Source organism: Erwinia sp. ErVv1 (genome assembly GCF_900068895.1).
In the GTDB taxonomy this organism is placed as follows: Bacteria; Pseudomonadota; Gammaproteobacteria; order Enterobacterales; family Enterobacteriaceae; genus Erwinia.
In genome coordinates this window covers 258,096-276,232 of the sequence record NZ_CDPK01000003.1, presented here as the reverse complement: position 1 = coordinate 276,232, position 18,137 = coordinate 258,096, and the positions used below count along the sequence as shown (strand labels likewise).

Sequence of the window (18,137 nt, the reverse complement as noted above, 5' to 3'; positions counted from 1 at the left end):
GGGCCGTCCGGCCTGGCGTCGGAGCCAAAGGCACCACGCAACGCGTGGCGTGAGGACGCCCGTCACCCGCTGGGATTATCCACCGGAACAGCAGATATCACCGCCTACAAATTAACCCACAAACCATGGAATTATCCACCGGAACAGCAGGTATCACCGCCTGCAAAACTAACCCACAAACCATGGAGTTATCCACCGGAACNTAACCCACAAACCATGGAATTATCCACCGGAACAGCAGGTATCACCGCCTGCAAAACTAACCCACAAACCATGGAGTTATCCACCGGAACAGCAGATATCACCGCCTGCAAAACTAACCCACAAACCATGGAATTATCCACCGGAACAGCAAATATCACCGCCTAAACATCTGGCCGACAACCGCTGGGATTGACCACCCGCCGGAAATACTACTGAAGGAAAGGGTTTGAAATACGCTCGCGTCCCAAAGTGGACTTAGGTCCGTGCCCGGGTAGAAAGGTTACGTCATCACCTAACGGCAAAAGCTTAGTTTTAATGGCTTTGATTAAATCGCTGTGGCTGCCCTGCGGGAAATCGGTACGTCCCACGCCACCATTAAAAATCACATCGCCCGAAATCAACAGGCGTGAAGTGCGATCGAAAAAGACAATATGGCCGGGGGTATGGCCAGGACAAAGCAGGATCTCGAGTAACAGATTACCTACCTGCACGGTCTCGCCTTCTTCCAGCCAGCGGTCAGGCGTCAGCGGAGCGCAGTGAGGAAAACCAAACATCTGAGACTGCGTGGGCAACCCCTCAAGCCAGAATGCATCCGCCTTATGCGGGCCAACTACCGGTACGCCGTATACCTTAGCCAGCTCTGCGGCGGCTCCCACGTGATCGAGATGACCGTGCGTCAGCAGGATCTGGCTGACGTTAACGCCCTGCTCCGCCACCTGCGCCTCTATTTTCCCGGCATCACCACCAGGATCGACAATCGCCGCCGTATGAGTCTCGGGGCACCAGATTAATGAACAGTTCTGCTCAAACGACGTCACCGGAATAGTTTGATAATTCATAACGCTCCATTACCGGCTCATCGGAGGACTTACCGGGATTTCATTACGACCAGCTCCGTACCGGGCCGGTATCAATATGCACAAAATTACTTCTCGGATAGTATCCTACACCACCCGCGCGCATGGAAAGCGCTGCCTTGCGAACATTGCTTAATGAAATACCTTCAATGTGGAAATCCATTGCCTGCCCGAGCGTGTGAAAACTGTGCTTCGCCACCCCTTTACTGTGAGTGCGCATGGCATTGTTAGTCGCCAGGGAACGATAACCCGAGATGAGCTGTACAGGTTTGCGGGTATCGAGCATCGCCTGGAGACGATAAAGGTGATCGAAGAGGCGGGGATCGATACTCTTAATTTGATTTGCCCGGTAGTCGCGGAAAAAATGATTTAGCCGCGTAAGCTCATCTTTATCATAGCTTTTGCCATTGAAAAACTCAGTCTTGAGCGTTTCACCCGTGTTGAGATTATTGAGTGTCAAAATGCGAGGACGGGAGGTGGAAAGCGAGGCGAAAGCCTGTCCGGGAAGCAGTGCACAACCGAGGGCTGCACCGCCCAGCGTCAGCCATCTGCGGCGTTGAGAGTCGAATTTATCCATCATTCAGTATTACCCAGCATAAATGGTTAGATAGAGTGCGAAATAGTTAATGTTCGCAACCATAACCGCGGCCATGAGGGGAGTCAACCCGAGGAATGTGAGCGACGCAGCAAGAGTGAAAACTCCTGCTGCGTAAAGGGACGTATCGCTTCACTGCGAAAAAAACCTTTACTCCTGTTTAATCAGTCATTAGAGCAATAACTGACCAGCGGCCGCCAGTGCCTGCGCACCGGAACGGACGGTATTATCATAATTGTAAATATCTGTACGATACTGCGGCTCACCGTCGTCAGCTATCCACGCGGTCAGATAATAGAGGTTGACCGGAATACGATGCCTGATAGGAACATAGCGAGTGTCGCCCTCTTTCAGAGTGCTGGAGATGCGCACATTATTCCAGCCAGCATCCTGCAGCAGCAGGTTGGCGAGATCGGAAGCTTTGTTCACCCTGACGCAGCCTGAACTGAGCGCGCGAATATCCTTCTGGAACAGATTATGGTTCGGCGTATCGTGCAGATAAATAGCATCCGAGCTGGGCATATTGAATTTGTAACGGCCAAGTGAGTTGGTTGCGCCCGGAGCCTGACGGATGCGATAAGGGAAAGAGGCCGCGGAAATCATATTCCAGTCAATAGTCGTGGGATCGATAACCTGCGCTTCGCTATCCCATCCCGAAAGCAGCTGGTAGTTATGCTTATAGAGATAGGAGGGATCAACTTTGACTTTAGGCACGATATCCTTGCGCACCAGGGTGGTCGGCACATTCCACGGTGGATTCAGCACCACGTTATTCAGGGCGCTGCGCATCAGCGGAGTTTTGCGGTCCGGGCGTCCAACTATCACCCTTGAAGCCAGAATCTGATTCCCGTTGAGATAGTAGATCAGCGAATAGTTGGGAATATTGACCATAATGCCATTGTGCATGTCATCAGGCAGCAACCGCAGGCGCTGAATGTTTAGCGCCAGCAGCGCCGCACGCCGCTGCGGCGAAACATTCAGCCACTCGCGGGTACGCAGACCGATGGCGCCGTCGGCTTCCAGCCCCTGCCAGCGCTGGAAGCGTTTCACCGCGGCAACTAAATCCTCGCTATAGACCAGAGTCGGGTTAGCGGGCGGCGTCGCGCCCTGAAGATCGCCGACCGCATTGGGCGTATCGGCTTTCACACTCTCAGGCTGCGGCGTTGCGGACGGGCTTACCGCCACGTTGACGTCGCTGACGCTGACTGGCACGTTCGAGGTTGGCACGGCATCCTCATCTGGCCTCGGTGCCTGCGTATCGGCAGAAAGCATACCGGTGCGCTGCAAAATTTCACGCAGCGCTGGGACGCTATCACTCATCTGGCCCGGACGCAGGGTTTCCCGACCCGCCAGCTGAGGCCAGGGGTGGGTATCAGCCAGCAGCGTTTTAAGCGCCTGATGCATACGCGGATACTGAGGGTGCTGCGGCGCCAGCGAGACGATAAAGGCCTCATCGCGACTTGCCGCTACGGCTCTTTGCCACTGGTTAATCACCGACTGGCCAGGTGCCTCCATCTTGTAAGGCACATTGCTGTAGAGCCAGGTCTCACCTTTAAGCGGTACATTCGAGACGAATTGCAGATAGCCCAGCATGGCATCCGACAGAACAACATCCCGCGCCTGACCGGTAACGGCGGGCTCGGTCAGCAGTTTTATCCATTGCGTAAACTGCGGCTGAACACCCGAAATGGCGACTTCGGCCAGCTGCTGTTGAAACTGCCGGACGGCCTGACGATCCTGCCACATCGGGCGCATACCATGACTGGCATAGAGCGACGCCAGCTGGCTCAGATAAAAAGGGCGATAGCCCGCTGGTAGGTGGGCCAATATCTGTGACTGTGCCTGAGAGTGACTCACTGATACGTTAACCGGCGCGGAAACAGGAGGAATACCTGCCACGGCGGAGTGACTCCCCCCCAGGGAGAGCGCCAGACAACAACCCAACAGGGATAACCTTGCAGTAAACGATTTTGCCAGCAACATCCCTTGCCTCCTGAGCAATGTCTGAACGGACGGGCCATCACTTCGTGGTGATTATTATAAGTGTAGAAAAGAAAACGGCATCAGCGTGAACCGCTAATGCCGTAGGTAGAGTAATCTGCCGCCAGCTTTTTATCTATATCTGACGGCGGAAAATTTCACCTCTTATCAGGACGAGGCCTGGTGCTCAGGCGTCTCGTCTGGCGTGTTCGCGGCAGTCGGTTCCGCAGCAAAACCGCGCAGCCCCACTACGTGAACGTGTTCAACATTATTAACCACTTTACGCACCAGTTTATAGGTGGTCCCCTTCTCCGGACTGATGTTTTCCGGCGCAGCGATGATCAGCTGCATTCCCAGGCGGTCGCACAGTTCAAACAGCGTCGCGATGGATTTCGCATCAAGGCGCGCGGCTTCATCAAGGAACAGCAGTCGACAAGGAGAAATATCCTTGCCGCGCAGGCGTCGTGACTCCTCTTCCCAGCTCTGCACAACCATGACCAGAATAGACATCCCGGTACCGATCGCCTCACCGGTTGACAGCGCCCCACTCTCCGCACGTAGCCAGCCATCAGAACCGCGGTTAACCTCAACTTCCATTTCAAGGTAGTTACGGTAATCCAGCAGCTCTTCACCAATGGTTTGCGGCGTGCGCTGTCCCATATCAATCTGCGGATTCAGGCGCTGGTAGAGTTTAGCCAGCGCCTCTGAGAAGGTCAGGCGATTGCTGTTAAACAGATCCTGATGCTGCTCATGCTCTTCCGACAGCACGTCCAGCAGCGTCGCATGAGTTTCCCGCACGTTAACGTTGAGCCGGACGCTTTTCACCTGGCCAAAGCTGACGCTTTGCAGCCCCTGGTTGAGCTGGCGAATACGGTTCTGCTCGCGCTGAATGGTTTTGCGGATAATGTTCGCCGCGCTGCGCGAGCTGATTGCCAGCATCTTCTCGCGCGCCGTCAGCTCTTCGGTCAGACGGCCCAGCTCAATTTCCATCTGCTCAATCGCTTCGACCGGATCGTCGGTGCGGATAATATCCTGCCGGATACGCTCACGCAGGTGCTGATAAACGGCGATAAAGAACTGAATTTTGCGCTCGGGACGTTTAGGATCCTCCGACAGGCGCAGGATGTCGCGCAGGTGTTCATTGTCTGCCACCGCCAGACGCAGCGCACCCAGCGCCTTATCCGACATGGATCGCAACTCATCTCCGCCCAGATAGGCCAGCTCGCGGCGATGCAGCCTGCGCTCAACGCCGTTATCTTTCACCAGGCGCAATACTGCCACCCAGCCAGACTTGGCGCTCACCACCTGCTCACGGCTCTGGTGGTAGTCACGTTCGACGCGACGCAGTTTTTTCTGAAGCGCATCCATTTCTGCTTCACAGAAGGTGAGCTGTTTTTCCAGCTGATTGCGCCGTGCGCGGTTGTTGCTTAGGGCCGTATAGAGTTCATCCCGGCGCAGGCGCGCGCGCTCCTCGGCACTGGCATCGGCCTGAACGCCGATATCCTGCATCTCCTGCTGAAGCTCTTTCAACATATCGCGCTTGGCATCGTAAGAACTTTTCAGCGACGCCAGCACCTGAGAATACTGGGTAAACTGCGCCTGATGACCACGCAGCTTTTCGCGCGCCCGCGCCCGCTCAGCCTCGGCGTGTTCAAGACGCTGACGCAGCTTCTCATTCAGATCGCTATTGCCATCCAGCATNGCGCAATAAGTGCGCATGAAGAGGAAAATCAGCAGCAGCGTCAGCAGTTTGAACAGGCGAAGGAGGGCATTTCTCAGCTGAACCGTCTGATGCCTCGCGTCAGCCTGCTGATGGATGAAACGCTCCAGCAGCTCGTCGTAACGATCCTGGAGCGTTTCATCCATCAGCAGGCTGACGCGAGGCATCAGACGGTTCAGCTGAGAAATGCCCTCCTTCGCCTGTTCAAACTGCTGACGCTGCTGCTGATTTTCCTCTTCATGCGCACTTATTGCGCGCTCCAGCTCCGCGCGACGCGCATTGTGCTGGCGCAGAGCGGCTTCCGGATCCGGGTCAAAGGCCACGCCGAGATGGGTGCCGATAAAGCGGCTGAACGACTGATGAAGTCGCTGCGTTTTCTGCACGTCAAAGGAGAGCGTGGCATAGCGTTCGGCCAGCGTCTCACGCTCCGCATGCAGGAGTTCAAGCTGATTTTCACGGGCTGCGCGGCCAAACAGCGGCACTTTTGGAAAGCGGGAGTAGCGCCACTGGCGCTCACCCGACTTCACCACCACCGCTTTATTCAGCTCCTCGACGTTAAATACGCTGTCGTCAAACGACTGCGGATCCCCTTCGATGAGATAGAGATCTTCTGGACACTCTTCCAGCCCGTCCAGCTGTTCACGGATCCGTGACAGATCGGGAACGACGATGGCGTGGCGGGCAGGACCGTAAAGCGCAGAGAAGTACGGGGCATCGTCGATCGTTACATCGTCGTAAATCTCGGACAGCAGCACGCCGCCAAAGCGCTCGGCCAGCGTATTCAGGCGGGCGTCTTCGGCCCCTCCCGGCTGGCTGAGACGTTCGATCTTGTTCTCCACCCTGCGTTTGCGGCTGGAAACCTCGTCACGCTCAACGGTCAGTTCACGCTCGCGCTCCAGCAGCATCTGCATAAACTCAGTCACCTGCTGGCTGTTTTCCAGCGCCTGCCCGGACTGTTCGCTCAGCTGGCTGAGAATATCCTGCGCGGCCAGCCACTGCGGTGCCTGACGCGTCAGGCGGGCGATGCGCTCACGCACCTGTTCCAGCTCCTGACGCATCTCCATACGGCGTTCACCGGCATCCGCAACGCTTTCGCCCAGCGCCTCGATTTGCGCCTCCAGACCGTGCTGCAGTCCTTCAAGCTCCTGCGGATCGACCTGCTGACCCTGGCGCTTGCAGAAATCATTCAGCAGCCGCTCCGCATCCTGCTGTTCGCGCAGCCGCTGTTCCATTTCGGCCAGGCGCCCGCGAAGGGACTGAAGCTGGTCGGCGTGGTAGCGCTGATTACTGGCATCGCGCAGCAGCTCGCGCCCGGTCTGATACGCTTCGCTTCGGCTGACGGGCCCGGCAATACGGGTCACCAGTTCAAATGCCTGTTCAAACTGGCTGTGCGCCGCCCCGGCCACGCTCATTTTTTGTTCCAGCATCAGCAGGCGTTCGGTCGCCTCCTGCTCTTTTGCCTGGAACGTCTCCTGCCACTCCTCAGCGTTGTCCACGCTCAGAGCGGGGATCTGGCAGAGTTGCTGCGCGCGTTGCAGCGCCTGTAGCGCCTGCTGATACTGAATCGCGCGCGTTTGCTGCACATCCAGCGCCTGCTGATAGTCAGCAAGCTGGCTTTTCAGTTCATCAACCTCCAGCTCCGCTGCCTCTGCGCGTGCCTCGTTGTCCTCATGGACTTCACGCGCTTCGGCCACTACCTCGCTCTGCTCCTCCAGCCGGAAGGTCAGCTCGTCGATATCACCTTCATAGCGTTCGATTTTCTCCTGCTGACGCATCGCGGTCTGCACCAGGCTGAGATGATCGCTGGCGCTCTGGTAGTCAGTTTCAAGATCGCTTTCCGCTGCGCTGTGCTCAGCCAGTTCGCGCGACATATCAACGTGTCGGTACTGCTCGGCGGCAAGCTGTTTGCGGCTGCTCAGCAGTTCGCTACGCTGCAATAGCGCGCCATCAAGGTGGATACGACGCTCGTTGGCGTGGCGCATATAGTCCGCGGCAACGTAGCTGGTCGCCTCAGAAATCAGATGCTTAAACAGATCGCGGTCAGACTGCGTAACGCGGATAGCCTCAAGCGTCATGCGGTTTTCGCGCAGGGCGGCTTCCATATCCTGAAATGCTTTACGCACACCGCTGTTTTCCGGCAGCAGGTAATCGCGCAGCGAGCGGGTAATGGCGCTGGAAATACCGCCGTATAGCGAGGCTTCAATCAGGCGATAGTATTTGCTGCGATCCGCCGCTGAGCGCAGGCGTCGGGCCACAATCCCCATATCAAACATCATGGAGTGGTAGTCGGTGATGGAGTTGTACTGCTTAAACTGGACGCTCTCCATCGCTTCGAACTTCTCTTTCAGCTCGCTGAGCGGCAGCACGCGCGCCTGACGCGCATTAACGGTTTCGGTAAGGATTTCCGTCGGGTTAATGGAGGTCGGCAGTCCGTGAATGCTAAAAGGTTTGATATCGACCTTACGATCGCGTCCGGCAACCTGTTGCAGGCGTACGCCAACGATCACCCGCTGGTGCACCGAGTTAACCACATCCAGTGCTGCATAGCAGACGCCGGGACGCAGCTTACCGTGCAGACCCTTGTCGCGGGACCCGGAGGTTGCCCCCGCCTCGGTGGTATTACGGAAGTGCAGCAGCGTCAGATCGGGGATCAGCGCGGTGATAAAGGCGGCCATGGTAGTGGACTTACCGGCACCGTTGCCGCCGGAAAGCGTGGTGACCAGCTCATCGAGGTCGAAGGTTCGGGCAAAAAAACCGTTCCAGTTGACCAGCGTCAGCGAGCGAAATTTTCCGCGTTCAATCATTCCTGTTCATCCTCTGCGTTGTCGGATGGGCGACTCTGCGCCTCTCCTTCCCCATCGCTTTCATCATTCAGCATCAGGCCGCCATCAATCGCCATCGCCTCACCGTCCCTGATCATTCTCAGCTGGGCTGCGCGCGCATCGTCTCCGCTGCGCACGTCGGCACCAAAGCGAAATACCGATTCAATAATGCGAAACTTGCTGCTGTCATTGGCCATAAACCACACCATGCCGAGGCGTCGCAGGCGATTGAGCGACGCGCGCATTTTTTCCTGTAGCTTCTGGCGGTCGAGATCGGAACCGGTCGAGCGCTGGTTAACCAGCTTCAGCAGCTTGCTTTCATCTGCCAGCGTTACCAGCTCGTCATACAGCTCCTGCTGGGTGAAAATTCCCTCATTGGCTAATCGCTCCGGGCTGAGATAGAGGTAGCAGAGGATCTTGCCTACCATCATATCCAGTTCGGAGAGCACCGAGCGCGGGATCAGCGTGGTCGAGCGCGGACGCAGATAGAAAAAACCTTCGGGGGCGCGGATAAGCTCAACGTGATAGCGCGCGTAGAACTCTTCCAGATACTCCTGGTAATCCATCAGAAAAGCGTGGTTGTCCAGCTCCTCAATCCCGACGTGTCGACCCGCTCGCAGCTGGCTGTCCAGCGCCGGGAAAAGTGGGTTAGCCAGCGCCTGCGCCAGCTTAACCGGCATTACTTGTTCAATATTTATCGATGACATGCGCCTGCACCCTGGCTCCGTAATCATTAATGACCTGCCACTCAGCGGGCAGGCCGGAGAAATCTGCTTCAGCCACGCCTAAGCGCACGGCCTGATCGACAACGATTCGCGCCACGTCGAAATGGCGCGCGCGCGGATACTGCTCCAGATAATCACGCATTACCGCACCGAGATTAAGCGGCTTTTGCTGCGCCTTGTAGATGGCCAGCGCCTCGGCAATCATGGCGGCCAGCTGCTCGCGGATCTCGCTGAACTCTTCATATTCCAGCTCGGAAGGCAGCTCGCCGGTTACCTCTTCATTGCGCAGCGTCAGCTCTTCGTCACGCACGTCGTACAGGCGATCGGCATTGGCGTAGGTTAACGCCCACGGCTGGTCGAAATAGTTCTGTACCGACTGGCGTAATCGTTGCGCAAATACGCGGTTTTTATCCATATCAATGGCGGTACGGATAAATTTATGGACGTGTCGGTCGTAGCCGATCCACAGGTCAATGGCCTGCTGGCCCCAGCTGATAATGCGGTCAAGTTTGTTTTGCAGGTCGAACACCAGCTTGTCGACGAAGCCCAGATCGGGGCTGTTCATCGTCGCATCCTGAATGCGCAGCAGATTAGCCTGGAGTTTGTCGCCTGCGGCTTCCAGCGTGTCCTGTAGCTCACGTAGCGTACCCGAGGTTTCATTGAGCAGCAGCTCGCAGCTGGAGATGGCCGCGCGCCAGTCCTTATTCAGCAGCTGCGCGATATCGTCTTTCACCGCCTGCTGCTGCTCATCCATGATGCGCTGGGTGATGTCGATACTGTCAAAAATCTCCGCCACGGAGTATTTCAACGGGGCGAAGACGTTACGATGCCAGTGAAATTCATCGCCGTTTTCCGCCGCCGCGTCCGCCGCGCGCTTGAGTTCGCCGGCGACGATAGAGAGCTGCATTGAAAGCCTGAGCGTGGAAAACTCACGCTGGCGAATGTAGTAGTCGGTAATACCGATGGCCAGCGGGGTCAGCCGGTAGATAGCGTTGCCTTCGGAGAACTCACTGGTAAAGCGGTTAAGCAGGCGCTGACGTACCATGTCGTTGATAGCGTTATTAGCACGACTGGTCAGCGTTTCGCTGGTTTGTTCAAATCCTTCACTGACGTGACGGAAAGCATCAATCAGTTCACCTTCGCTCATTTCACCATCCATACGCTCCCCGTTGAGGGTGGCAATGGCCAGCAAAAACGCCAGCCTTTCGGTAGGCAGTGAGACGGAAAAGTCATTTTTTCGCGCCCAGGCGACCAGCTCCGGTACGGTCTGGGAAAGTTCACTCATGGTTCGTCCTGTTTGTGGGTTTCCGCGCGGTAACGTGGATGTAACGGCCCAAACTTAAAAAGGGTTCCTGACGGCAAAAACGTTTCTCCAGCGCCAGAACCTCGTCAAATCGCTCAGTCTGCTTATTTTTATCGCGCATATAGTCATGAAACACGCGTACGCCAGCTTTGTTTTCTATGCTGAACCCGGCATTCTCCAGCCAGCCATAAACCTGCTGTGGGTCGCGGGGAAAATCGGGAGAGAGCGTTTTTCGCTTACGCTTGCGCAAATCCGCCTGCATATAACCAAAATTCCCCAGCACCAGGGTTTGCATCGTCAGGCCGTTGAGATTGTAAAACATCAGCGACAGTACGCCGCCTGGGGCCAGCGTGTCATAGAGTGCCGCAAGAACGGCTTCGGGATCCGCCACCCATTCCAGCACCGCGTGAAACAATACCAGATCGGCTGGCTTATCCAAATGTTGAGCGACCTGTTGTGCGCTAATTTGTTTAAATTGCATGTTGTCGCTCACACCTTTCTCTTCGGCATGACAGCGCGCGCGCGTTAACATCTCGCCGGAGAGATCGCAAAGCAGCACGTTATGGCCTCTGGCAGCCAGGCCGCAGGCGGTTTGCCCTTCGCCGCCGCCCGCGTCAAGAACCTGTAGCGGTCCCGGCGGCAGCGACGCAAGAATATCCTCCAGCTCCTGCCAGACGATAGCCTGCCGGATGCGGCCTTTAGTGGTACCGTAAATATTCTTAGAAAATTTTTCAGCGATATCATCAAAGTTGCGATCCTGCTGCATGTTCTGGCTCCGGCGGCTCAGTAGGTGATTCAGGGCGCTATTTTGACATACACTGGCGGAGAATGAACCTTTCAGTCGCCGCTTCGCTTTTGGGTGGCGTTTTTTCGGACAAATGGAGCTTTTTTCCATGCTTTTTGCGTTAAAAAAAGCGACTGGCGGGCTGTTGCTGCCCCTGCCCGTGCTGCTGATTCTCATGGCAATAGGAATTTTATTACTCTGGTTCAGCCGCTGGCAGAAAACGGGCAAAATTACCCTCTCCGTTGCCTGGCTGCTGCTGTTAGCGCTGAGCCTGCAGCCGGTGGCGGATTCACTGCTGGCACCGATTGAAAACCAGTATCCCACCTGGAGGAACCAGCAGAAGGTTGACTACGTTGTGGTCCTGGGCGGCGGCTACACCTGGAATGCCGCGTGGGCGCCCAGCGCTAATATGCTGAATAACAGTTTGCCCCGGCTGGCTGAGGGGATCCGGCTGTGGCGGGAGAATCCGGGTTCGAAGATGATCTTTACCGGCGCGGCTGCACAGACCAATCCGGTCAGCTCCGCTGAGGTCACTGCCCGCGTTGCACAGTCGCTGGGGGTGCCGGACGCGGATATTATACGGCTGGATAAGCCGCGGGATACCCGCCAGGAGGCTCGGGAAGTGGCAAAAGTGGTCGGCGACCGCCCTTTCCTGCTGGTGACCTCAGCGTCACACCTGCCGAGGGCAATGATTTTCTTTCATCAGCAGGGGCTGCATCCTCTGCCTGCGCCAGCGAACCAGCTGGCTATCCACTCTCCGCTGAATATCTGGGAGAAAGTGCTGCCCTCTCCGCAGTGGCTGGGGCACAGCGATCGGGCGCTGTACGAAACGATGGGTCGACTCTGGCAGCGGATCACGGCGGGCAGNCTATCCACTCTCCGCTGAATATCTGGGAGAAAGTGCTGCCCTCTCCGCAGTGGCTGGGGCACAGCGATCGGGCGCTGTACGAAACGATGGGTCGACTCTGGCAGCGGATCACGGCGGGCAGTGATCCGGACTCAGCTAAGCCAGGGGAGGAGTGAACGCGCGGCGCGGTCAAATGTCGCCCGATCGAACTGGCCAAAATGCATCAGGCTGTCAATCTGATCCCACATCAGATAGAGCCAGCGCCGGGCGATAAAGCCTTCGTCTACGGGCGCCCGCTGAAGATAGTGATATAACAGCGATTCTGCCGGCCCTTCCTCACACAGGCGGGTCAGGTCGTACTCACGTGGGGCCCAGAGCAGCCGGCCGGGATCGCAGATCGACAGCAGTCGATCGTCCCGGCCCTTAATCAGGCTGCGCAGCCTGAGATTGCCGTGCACCAGCACACAGGGATCCCTGAAGTCGGCCATCAGGCCGGCAAGGCCTTTACGACTGCGATTCAGCACGGCGTAGTCCTGCTGCGACAGCATCTTCGGCTGCATAAATCCCAGCGTGGACCACAGCACCGAGACGCGCTGCGCATACCACGTGGGCCAGGTGTTCTCCTGCGTGCTGTCGACGCTGCCCACCAGACCATTGCTCTCTACCCGGTGCCAGGTCAGCAGCGCATCGACGATCTGATCCTGTAGCTGATGCCAGCGTACCGGGGAGCGCGCGGGGGCCTCCACCGATACGCCCTCCATCCTTTCGATAAGCAGGACCTCATGCTGCGGCGGCCGCTGACTTGTCACCAGCCCCCAGACCCGCGGCACATGTACGCTACTCTCCTGCGCCAGCACCGAGAGCTTACCGGCTTCCTGCGCGGCCATCCCTTTGACGGTGAAATATTTCGCCACCAGCGGCATGGAGTGGCCCTCCCGGTCGTACAGGAAGTAGAGGCTGGCGTAAGGCTGTTCGCTAATGCGCTCCAGGCGACTGAGATGCTCGCCCAGTACCAGCGACAGTTCTGAAAGAAGCTGTTCCATTACTCCTCCTTAGCAGTGTAAACGAGGCTATTGAGTAAGCAGGCCATGGCGGCGACAAGGCAGAGTTGTGAGCGGAAAAAATCTGCGGGGCCTGGGCTGGCCCCGAAAAATTACTGCATGGCCGCCCGGACGCGCGCCAAATCTTCTGGTGTATCCACGCCCACGCTGGGAATGGCTCTGGCAACGTCAACGTGGATCTTTTCGCCGTACCACAGCACTCTCAGCTGCTCCAGCAGCTCAATCTGCTCCAGCGGACTCGGCTCCCAACTCACGTAGCGGCGGATAAACCCTGCACGATAGCCGTAAATGCCAATATGGCGAAGAAACCCGTCGCCGATGGTATCGCGTGAGGCCGTGAAGCGCTCACGATCCCACGGGATCGGCGCGCGGGAGAAGTACAGCGCGTAGCCTTTCGCATCACGCACCACCTTCACCGCGTTGGGATTGAACGCTTCCTCCGCGGATTCGATCGGTACCGCCAGCGTAGCCATATCTGCTTCGCTATTAGCCAGATTCTCCGCCACCTGACGGATGATAACCGGCGGGATCAGCGGCTCATCGCCCTGTACATTGACAATGATTGTCTCGTCAGGAAACTGATAGCGTTCAATCACTTCCGCCAGACGTTCGGTGCCGGACTGATGATCGGCACGGGTCATGCACACCTCTCCCCCTGCGGCTTCGACCGCGCGCGCGACCTCTTCGTTGTCGGTCGCCACAATCACCCGCTCTGCGCCCGACTCCAGCGCACGGGCCATAACGTGAACCACCATCGGTTTGCCGTGGATATCGACCAGCGGTTTACCCGGCAGGCGCGTGGAGGCGAAGCGCGCAGGAATGATTGCCACAAAACTCATGGATGAATCTCTTCCAGCGTCAGCACGCGCGATTCGGTTTCCAGTAATACCGGAATGCCGTCGCGCACCGGGAAAGCCAGACCATCAGGCTTGCAGATAAGTTCCTGATTAGCTTTGCTGTAATAGAGTTTGCCGTGGCAAACAGGACAGGCAACAATTTCAAGTAAACGGTGATCCATGGTATCTCCCTGGTGGACCCGATCGGACAGGATGGTCAGAATATCATAGCACGGCGCAGAGCAGTTACCCCCTGACGTCAAACTTACAGCATCCAGCCATTGCCCCACTCTCCGGCCAGCGCGGCAGGAAGATTTTCCAACAATACCGACTCTGCCCCCTGCCAGCGTGCAAAGCGGGAGATGGCCTGTCGAAAATCGTGCAGCATTCCCTGAGTCATACTCACCTCTGGCTCCAGCCAGAGCTGCCTGACGACCAGGACTTTCTCTTTACGCAGCATTTTGGCATCCATTCTTGCCTTTAGCGCGCCGCGATGGAGGATCGGCAGCACAAAGTAGCCAAACTGGCGCTTTGCGGCTGGCGTATAGCACTCAAGCCGGTAATCGAAATTAAACAGCTCCCGCGCCCGTTTGCGATCCCACACGACCGGATCAAAAGGAGAAAGAATCGCGGTAAGAGTGGGCTGTGGAATGGCTTCCAGCAGGGGAAACAGCGATTGATGGAGATAGCAGCGCCCCAGGGTCTCAACCTCTGCGGCCACTACCTCACCGTTCTCCAGCCAGCTGGCCAGGGCTTCACTGACCGGCGCACGTTTAAGGCGATAATAATCCGCCAGCCAGGCGGGCTTAAACAGGCCAAGGCTGGCGGCGGTATTGCGCAGCATCTGCCCCACCGCGTCCTCCTCACTCAGTGCGTGCTGTGCATCGTCCCAGTCTGGCAATACGCGCTGGCGAAGGTCGTAGACCCGCTGGAAATTACGCCGCTCGGTCACCATCAGCTCGCCTGCGCTGAACAGATTTTCAAGGTGTTTTTTATGCGGCTTCCATGACCACCAGCCTGGTTTTTGTCCGGCAGGCGCGGTGAAATCAGCCGATCTGACCGGGCCGTTTTTCTCAATATGCTGTAAAAGCTGGCTGATTTCCTGCTGCCACGTCTGCATCCACTCCCTGTTGTATTTCCAGCCGAGACGGTGCGGACTAAGCATCCGGTGGCGCAGCAGCGGGTAATCTTCTGCCGGAATAAAGCAGGCTTCATGCGCCCAGTATTCGAACAGTTTTCCGCTGGAGAGTGCCTCGCCCAGCCAGGCCTGCGGGTAGTCACCCAGGCGACTGAACAGGACCAGGTAAGGACTGCGGGCAACCACATTAATCGTATCTATCTGCAACAGAGACATCTGACGCAGGGTGCTAAGCAGGTCGCAAAACTGCGCTTTGCGCTTCGGGGGGCGCAGTAAACCCTGCGCCGCAAGATGGAGCTGGCGAGCCTGTTTGAGAGAGAGTTGGAGGGTGGACATAAGGCATCCCCTGGCAAAAGATGCACTGAGTTTAGCGTAATTCGCATGAGTGTTACGAGCGAGTGAATGATGCGCCTTATGGCTCAGGACGCACCGCGTTTCACGTCGTTAGCGGGAGAGATACGAGCAGGTAAAGAGGCATCCTGTCGCTAAGGGTGCACTAAGTTCCGCGTGGTTCCGCGTGGTTAGCGGGAGAGGTGCGCGATGATACTATTCAGCAGTGTGGCTGCCTGTGATGCCTGGAGCTGGGCCTCCACCGGCAGATACCACCAGTTATCGGCGGCAAAGGCGCGTGCTTTCACCGCGTCTTTTTCCGTCATCAGCAGCAGCTGGTCGGGTTCCGTAAGCGCCGTTAACTGTGCAGCGGTGTAGTTTTGATGGTCGGCAAAGGGGACTTCTCTGACCGGGCGAACACCCTGCTGGCGCAGCGTGGCAAAAAAGCGCGGCGGATGGCCAATCCCGGCCATGGCCACCACGTTGTTAAGCGCAGAGAGCGGCTGTACCTCATGAGTTTTCACATTCACCGCCAGGCCGGGTAGCAGCGTCATCGCGATTTCACCCGCCTGCGCCTCACCGCCGTTGGTAATTACGGCATCAACGCCACGCAGGCGGGAAACGCGTTCGCGCATCGGCCCGGCAGGCAGCCACCAGCCGTTGCCGAATCGACGCTGTCCATCCACCACCACAATCTCAACATCACGGGCCAGCGCATAGTGTTGCAGGCCATCGTCGCTGATAATCACGTCAACCTCGCCCTTCGCCAGCAGCGCCTGCACCGCGTCGCGCCGGACTGGTGACACCGCCACGGCAGCGCCGGTGCGCTGATAGATCAGCACCGGCTCATCGCCCGCCTGCTGGGTGGAGGTAAAAGAGTCAAGCACCAGCGGGTAATGCGCTGCGCGTCCGCCGTAACCGCGCGATACCACGCCGGGGCGGAAGCCACGCTTTTGCAGCGCCTCCACCAGCCAGATAACCACCGGCGTTTTTCCATTTCCCCCGGCGGTGAGATTCCCCACCACCACAACGGGAACCGGTGCCCGCCAGGCACGCCGCCAGCCCCAAACGTAGCTGAGCCGGATCAGGTTGCTGACCAGCCCGTACAGCAGGCTCAGGGGCAGGAGCAGCAGGTAAAGCGACGACCTGCCGCTCCAGAGACGTTCAATCATTGACCAAACTGCATTTTGTGCAGCTGAGCATAGACGCCCTTATGCAGCAGCAGATCGCTGTGGCTGCCACGTTCAACGATGTAACCATCTTCCACCACCACAATTTCATCCGCTTTTTCAATGGTAGAGAGGCGGTGGGCAATAACCAGTGAGGTGCGGTTTTTCTGCAATTCGTCCAGCGCGGACTGGATCGCGCGTTCTGATTCCGTATCCAGCGCCGAGGTCGCTTCATCCAGGATCAGAATCGGCGAATCGCGCAGCAGCGCACGGGCGATAGCAATACGCTGACGCTGACCACCGGAAAGCAGAACGCCATTTTCGCCAATGATAGTGTCCAGGCCCTTATCCATTTTGTTAATAAAGTCCATCGCGTGGGCCATCGTGGCGGCTTTCTCAATGTCAGCACGGCTGTATTTCTCACTGCGCGCATAGGCAATGTTATTGGCGACGGTGTCATTGAACAGATGCACATTCTGCGACACCAGCGCCACCTGATCGCGCAGGGAGCTAAGGGTATATTCACGCAGATCGTGACCGTCCAGTAAAATCTCACCCTGCTGAATATCGTAGAAGCGCGTCATCAGGCTGGCGATAGTGGACTTACCCGAGCCTGAGCGTCCGACCAGGGCGACCGTTTTGCCCTGCGGAATCGAAAGATTGATACGGTGCAAAGCGGGGGTTTCACGGCCAGGATAGGTGAAGGTGACCTCGCGGAACTCAACGTCGCCTTTCGCACGCTCCAGGGTACGGGTGCCGGTATCCACTTCCTGTTCGCTGTCCAGAATAGAGAACAGCGTCTGGCAGGCGGCCATACCGCGCTGGAACTGGGCGTTAACATTGGTAAGGGATTTAAGCGGACGCATCAGCGCGATCATCGATGAGAATACCACGGTGATCGTACCGGCCGTCAGCGTTGCCATCACGCCGGGGAAGCTAGCGGCGTAAAGCACGAAAGCCAGCGCCAGGGAGGCAATAAGCTGAATAATTGGATCGGAGATAGAAGAGGCTGAAACCAACTTCATGCCCTGCTGGCGCATGCGGTTACTCACCCGACCAAAGCGCTCACTTTCCACCTCCTGACCGCCAAAGATCAGCACTTCTTTATGCCCTTTCAGCATCTGTTCAGCGCTGGCCGTTACATGGCCCATGGTGTTCTGCATGTTTTTGCTGATATTGCGAAAGCGTTTTGAAACGGTGCGAATGGCTAACGAGACAATAGGCGCAAGGACGATCAAAATCAGCGACAGCTGCCAGCTGTAGTAAAACATCATGATAAACAGGCCAATAATCGAAGCGCCTTCGCGTACCACGGTCACCAGCGCGCTTGATGACGACGAGGCGACCTGCTCGGAATCATAGGTGATGCGGGAAAGCAGCGTTCCGGTAGACTGCTGATCGAAAAAGGCCACCGGCATGCCCATCATATGGCTGAAAAGCCGACGACGCATGCCCATCACCACGTTACCTGACACCCATGAAATACAGTAGCTGGAGATGTAGCTGGTAACGCCGCGGATCAGCATCAGACCGATAACGGCCAGCGGCATCCAAATCAGTACGGAAGAGTTCGCCTTGCCAAAACCGTCGTCCAGCAGCGGTTTCAGCAGTGACAGCATTAAGGTATCGCCCGCTGCGTTGAGTACCAGCGCAATCGCTGCCACAATCAAACCCGTTTTGTACGGCACGATCATCGGCCAGAGGCGACGGAATGTCTGCCAGGTGGAGAGATCTTTATCCTGATGCATTATTTAACCAGCTTTAAA

At 57.1% G+C, this 18,137-nt stretch carries 13 protein-coding genes and 2 pseudogenes; 1 reads left to right on the top strand and 14 read right to left on the bottom strand.

Features of this window, described 5'->3' with window-relative positions; all coding sequences use genetic code 11:
• Positions 1–413 precede the first annotated feature (413 nt).
• The 8 genes and pseudogenes from A1830_RS05475 to cmoM all read right to left on the bottom strand — a co-directional run bounded on the left by A1830_RS05475 (position 414) and on the right by cmoM (position 10,972).
• Positions 414–1,043 carry an MBL fold metallo-hydrolase gene (locus A1830_RS05475; protein ID WP_067702881.1) on the bottom strand — a complete coding sequence of 210 codons (630 nt, stop codon included), beginning with the start codon at positions 1,041–1,043 and terminating at the stop codon, positions 414–416.
• Between the two features lie 43 nt (positions 1,044–1,086).
• On the bottom strand, positions 1,087–1,638 hold the full coding sequence (locus tag A1830_RS05470; protein WP_067703703.1) for a peptidoglycan L,D-endopeptidase MepK: 552 nt from the start codon (positions 1,636–1,638) through the stop codon (positions 1,087–1,089).
• Between the two features lie 189 nt (positions 1,639–1,827).
• Entirely contained in the window at positions 1,828–3,639 is a 1,812-nt protein-coding gene (ldtD, locus tag A1830_RS05465) for a L,D-transpeptidase (protein WP_073980960.1), read from the bottom strand.
• Positions 3,640–3,804: 165 nt separating this feature from the next.
• Positions 3,805–5,337: pseudogene (mukB, locus tag A1830_RS23885) on the bottom strand (chromosome partition protein MukB); the annotation flags it as partial.
• Between the two features lie 132 nt (positions 5,338–5,469).
• A pseudogene (mukB, locus tag A1830_RS23880) lies at positions 5,470–8,160 on the bottom strand (chromosome partition protein MukB); the annotation flags it as partial.
• A complete protein-coding gene (gene mukE / locus A1830_RS05455; protein WP_067702874.1) occupies positions 8,157–8,885 on the bottom strand; it encodes a chromosome partition protein MukE in 729 nt (242 codons plus the stop codon). The gene mukE and the pseudogene mukB (A1830_RS23880), both read right to left, overlap by 4 nt.
• Positions 8,866–10,188 (bottom strand): chromosome partition protein MukF, encoded by a 1,323-nt coding sequence (mukF, locus tag A1830_RS05450; protein WP_067702872.1) that lies wholly within the window; start codon positions 10,186–10,188, stop codon positions 8,866–8,868. The genes mukE and mukF overlap by 20 nt, the downstream gene beginning before the upstream one ends.
• Positions 10,181–10,972, bottom strand: a complete 792-nt coding sequence (gene cmoM / locus A1830_RS05445; protein WP_067702869.1) for a tRNA uridine 5-oxyacetic acid(34) methyltransferase CmoM — start codon at positions 10,970–10,972, stop codon at positions 10,181–10,183. The genes mukF and cmoM overlap by 8 nt, the downstream gene beginning before the upstream one ends.
• Before the next feature lie 127 nt (positions 10,973–11,099).
• Between cmoM and elyC the strand changes: the two genes are divergently transcribed.
• Positions 11,100–11,876, top strand: coding sequence for an envelope biogenesis factor ElyC (gene elyC / locus A1830_RS05440; RefSeq protein WP_067702866.1), 777 nt, complete (start codon positions 11,100–11,102; stop codon positions 11,874–11,876).
• A 113-nt stretch (positions 11,877–11,989) separates the two neighbouring features.
• On the opposite strand, the gene A1830_RS05435 is transcribed toward elyC, so the two are convergent.
• The 6 genes from A1830_RS05435 to msbA all read right to left on the bottom strand — a co-directional run bounded on the left by A1830_RS05435 (position 11,990) and on the right by msbA (position 18,119).
• The gene (locus A1830_RS05435) at positions 11,990–12,880 is read right to left on the bottom strand and encodes a YcbJ family phosphotransferase (protein WP_067702864.1); all 891 of its coding nucleotides are present in this window, start codon (positions 12,878–12,880) and stop codon (positions 11,990–11,992) included.
• A gap of 110 nt (positions 12,881–12,990) precedes the next feature.
• The gene (kdsB, locus tag A1830_RS05430; protein ID WP_067702861.1) at positions 12,991–13,737 is read right to left on the bottom strand and encodes a 3-deoxy-manno-octulosonate cytidylyltransferase; all 747 of its coding nucleotides are present in this window, start codon (positions 13,735–13,737) and stop codon (positions 12,991–12,993) included.
• Positions 13,734–13,916: a Trm112 family protein gene (locus tag A1830_RS05425; protein WP_067702858.1), complete on the bottom strand. Its 183-nt coding sequence runs from the start codon at positions 13,914–13,916 to the stop codon at positions 13,734–13,736. Before A1830_RS05425 ends, kdsB begins: the two co-directional genes overlap by 4 nt.
• An 83-nt stretch (positions 13,917–13,999) precedes the next feature.
• A complete protein-coding gene (locus A1830_RS05420) occupies positions 14,000–15,208 on the bottom strand; it encodes a winged helix-turn-helix domain-containing protein (RefSeq protein WP_067702855.1) in 1,209 nt (402 codons plus the stop codon).
• A 185-nt stretch (positions 15,209–15,393) separates the two neighbouring features.
• On the bottom strand, positions 15,394–16,374 hold the full coding sequence (gene lpxK, locus A1830_RS05415; RefSeq protein ID WP_067702852.1) for a tetraacyldisaccharide 4'-kinase: 981 nt from the start codon (positions 16,372–16,374) through the stop codon (positions 15,394–15,396).
• Positions 16,371–18,119: a lipid A ABC transporter ATP-binding protein/permease MsbA gene (msbA, locus tag A1830_RS05410; protein WP_067702849.1), complete on the bottom strand. Its 1,749-nt coding sequence runs from the start codon at positions 18,117–18,119 to the stop codon at positions 16,371–16,373. The genes lpxK and msbA overlap by 4 nt, the downstream gene beginning before the upstream one ends.
• Positions 18,120–18,137: the final 18 nt, after the last annotated feature.

Coding starts and splice junctions, on each gene's coding strand:
- A1830_RS05475 (WP_067702881.1), bottom strand. CDS start 1,043: ATGAATTATCAAACTATTCCGGTGACGTCGTTTGAGCAGAACTGTTCA.
- A1830_RS05470 (WP_067703703.1), bottom strand. CDS start 1,638: ATGGATAAATTCGACTCTCAACGCCGCAGATGGCTGACGCTGGGCGGT.
- ldtD (WP_073980960.1), bottom strand. CDS start 3,639: ATGTTGCTGGCAAAATCGTTTACTGCAAGGTTATCCCTGTTGGGTTGT.
- mukE (WP_067702874.1), bottom strand. CDS start 8,885: ATGTCATCGATAAATATTGAACAAGTAATGCCGGTTAAGCTGGCGCAG.
- mukF (WP_067702872.1), bottom strand. CDS start 10,188: ATGAGTGAACTTTCCCAGACCGTACCGGAGCTGGTCGCCTGGGCGCGA.
- cmoM (WP_067702869.1), bottom strand. CDS start 10,972: ATGCAGCAGGATCGCAACTTTGATGATATCGCTGAAAAATTTTCTAAG.
- A1830_RS05435 (WP_067702864.1), bottom strand. CDS start 12,880: ATGGAACAGCTTCTTTCAGAACTGTCGCTGGTACTGGGCGAGCATCTC.
- kdsB (WP_067702861.1), bottom strand. CDS start 13,737: ATGAGTTTTGTGGCAATCATTCCTGCGCGCTTCGCCTCCACGCGCCTG.
- A1830_RS05425 (WP_067702858.1), bottom strand. CDS start 13,916: ATGGATCACCGTTTACTTGAAATTGTTGCCTGTCCTGTTTGCCACGGC.
- A1830_RS05420 (WP_067702855.1), bottom strand. CDS start 15,208: ATGTCCACCCTCCAACTCTCTCTCAAACAGGCTCGCCAGCTCCATCTT.
- lpxK (WP_067702852.1), bottom strand. CDS start 16,374: ATGATTGAACGTCTCTGGAGCGGCAGGTCGTCGCTTTACCTGCTGCTC.
- msbA (WP_067702849.1), bottom strand. CDS start 18,119: ATGCATCAGGATAAAGATCTCTCCACCTGGCAGACATTCCGTCGCCTC.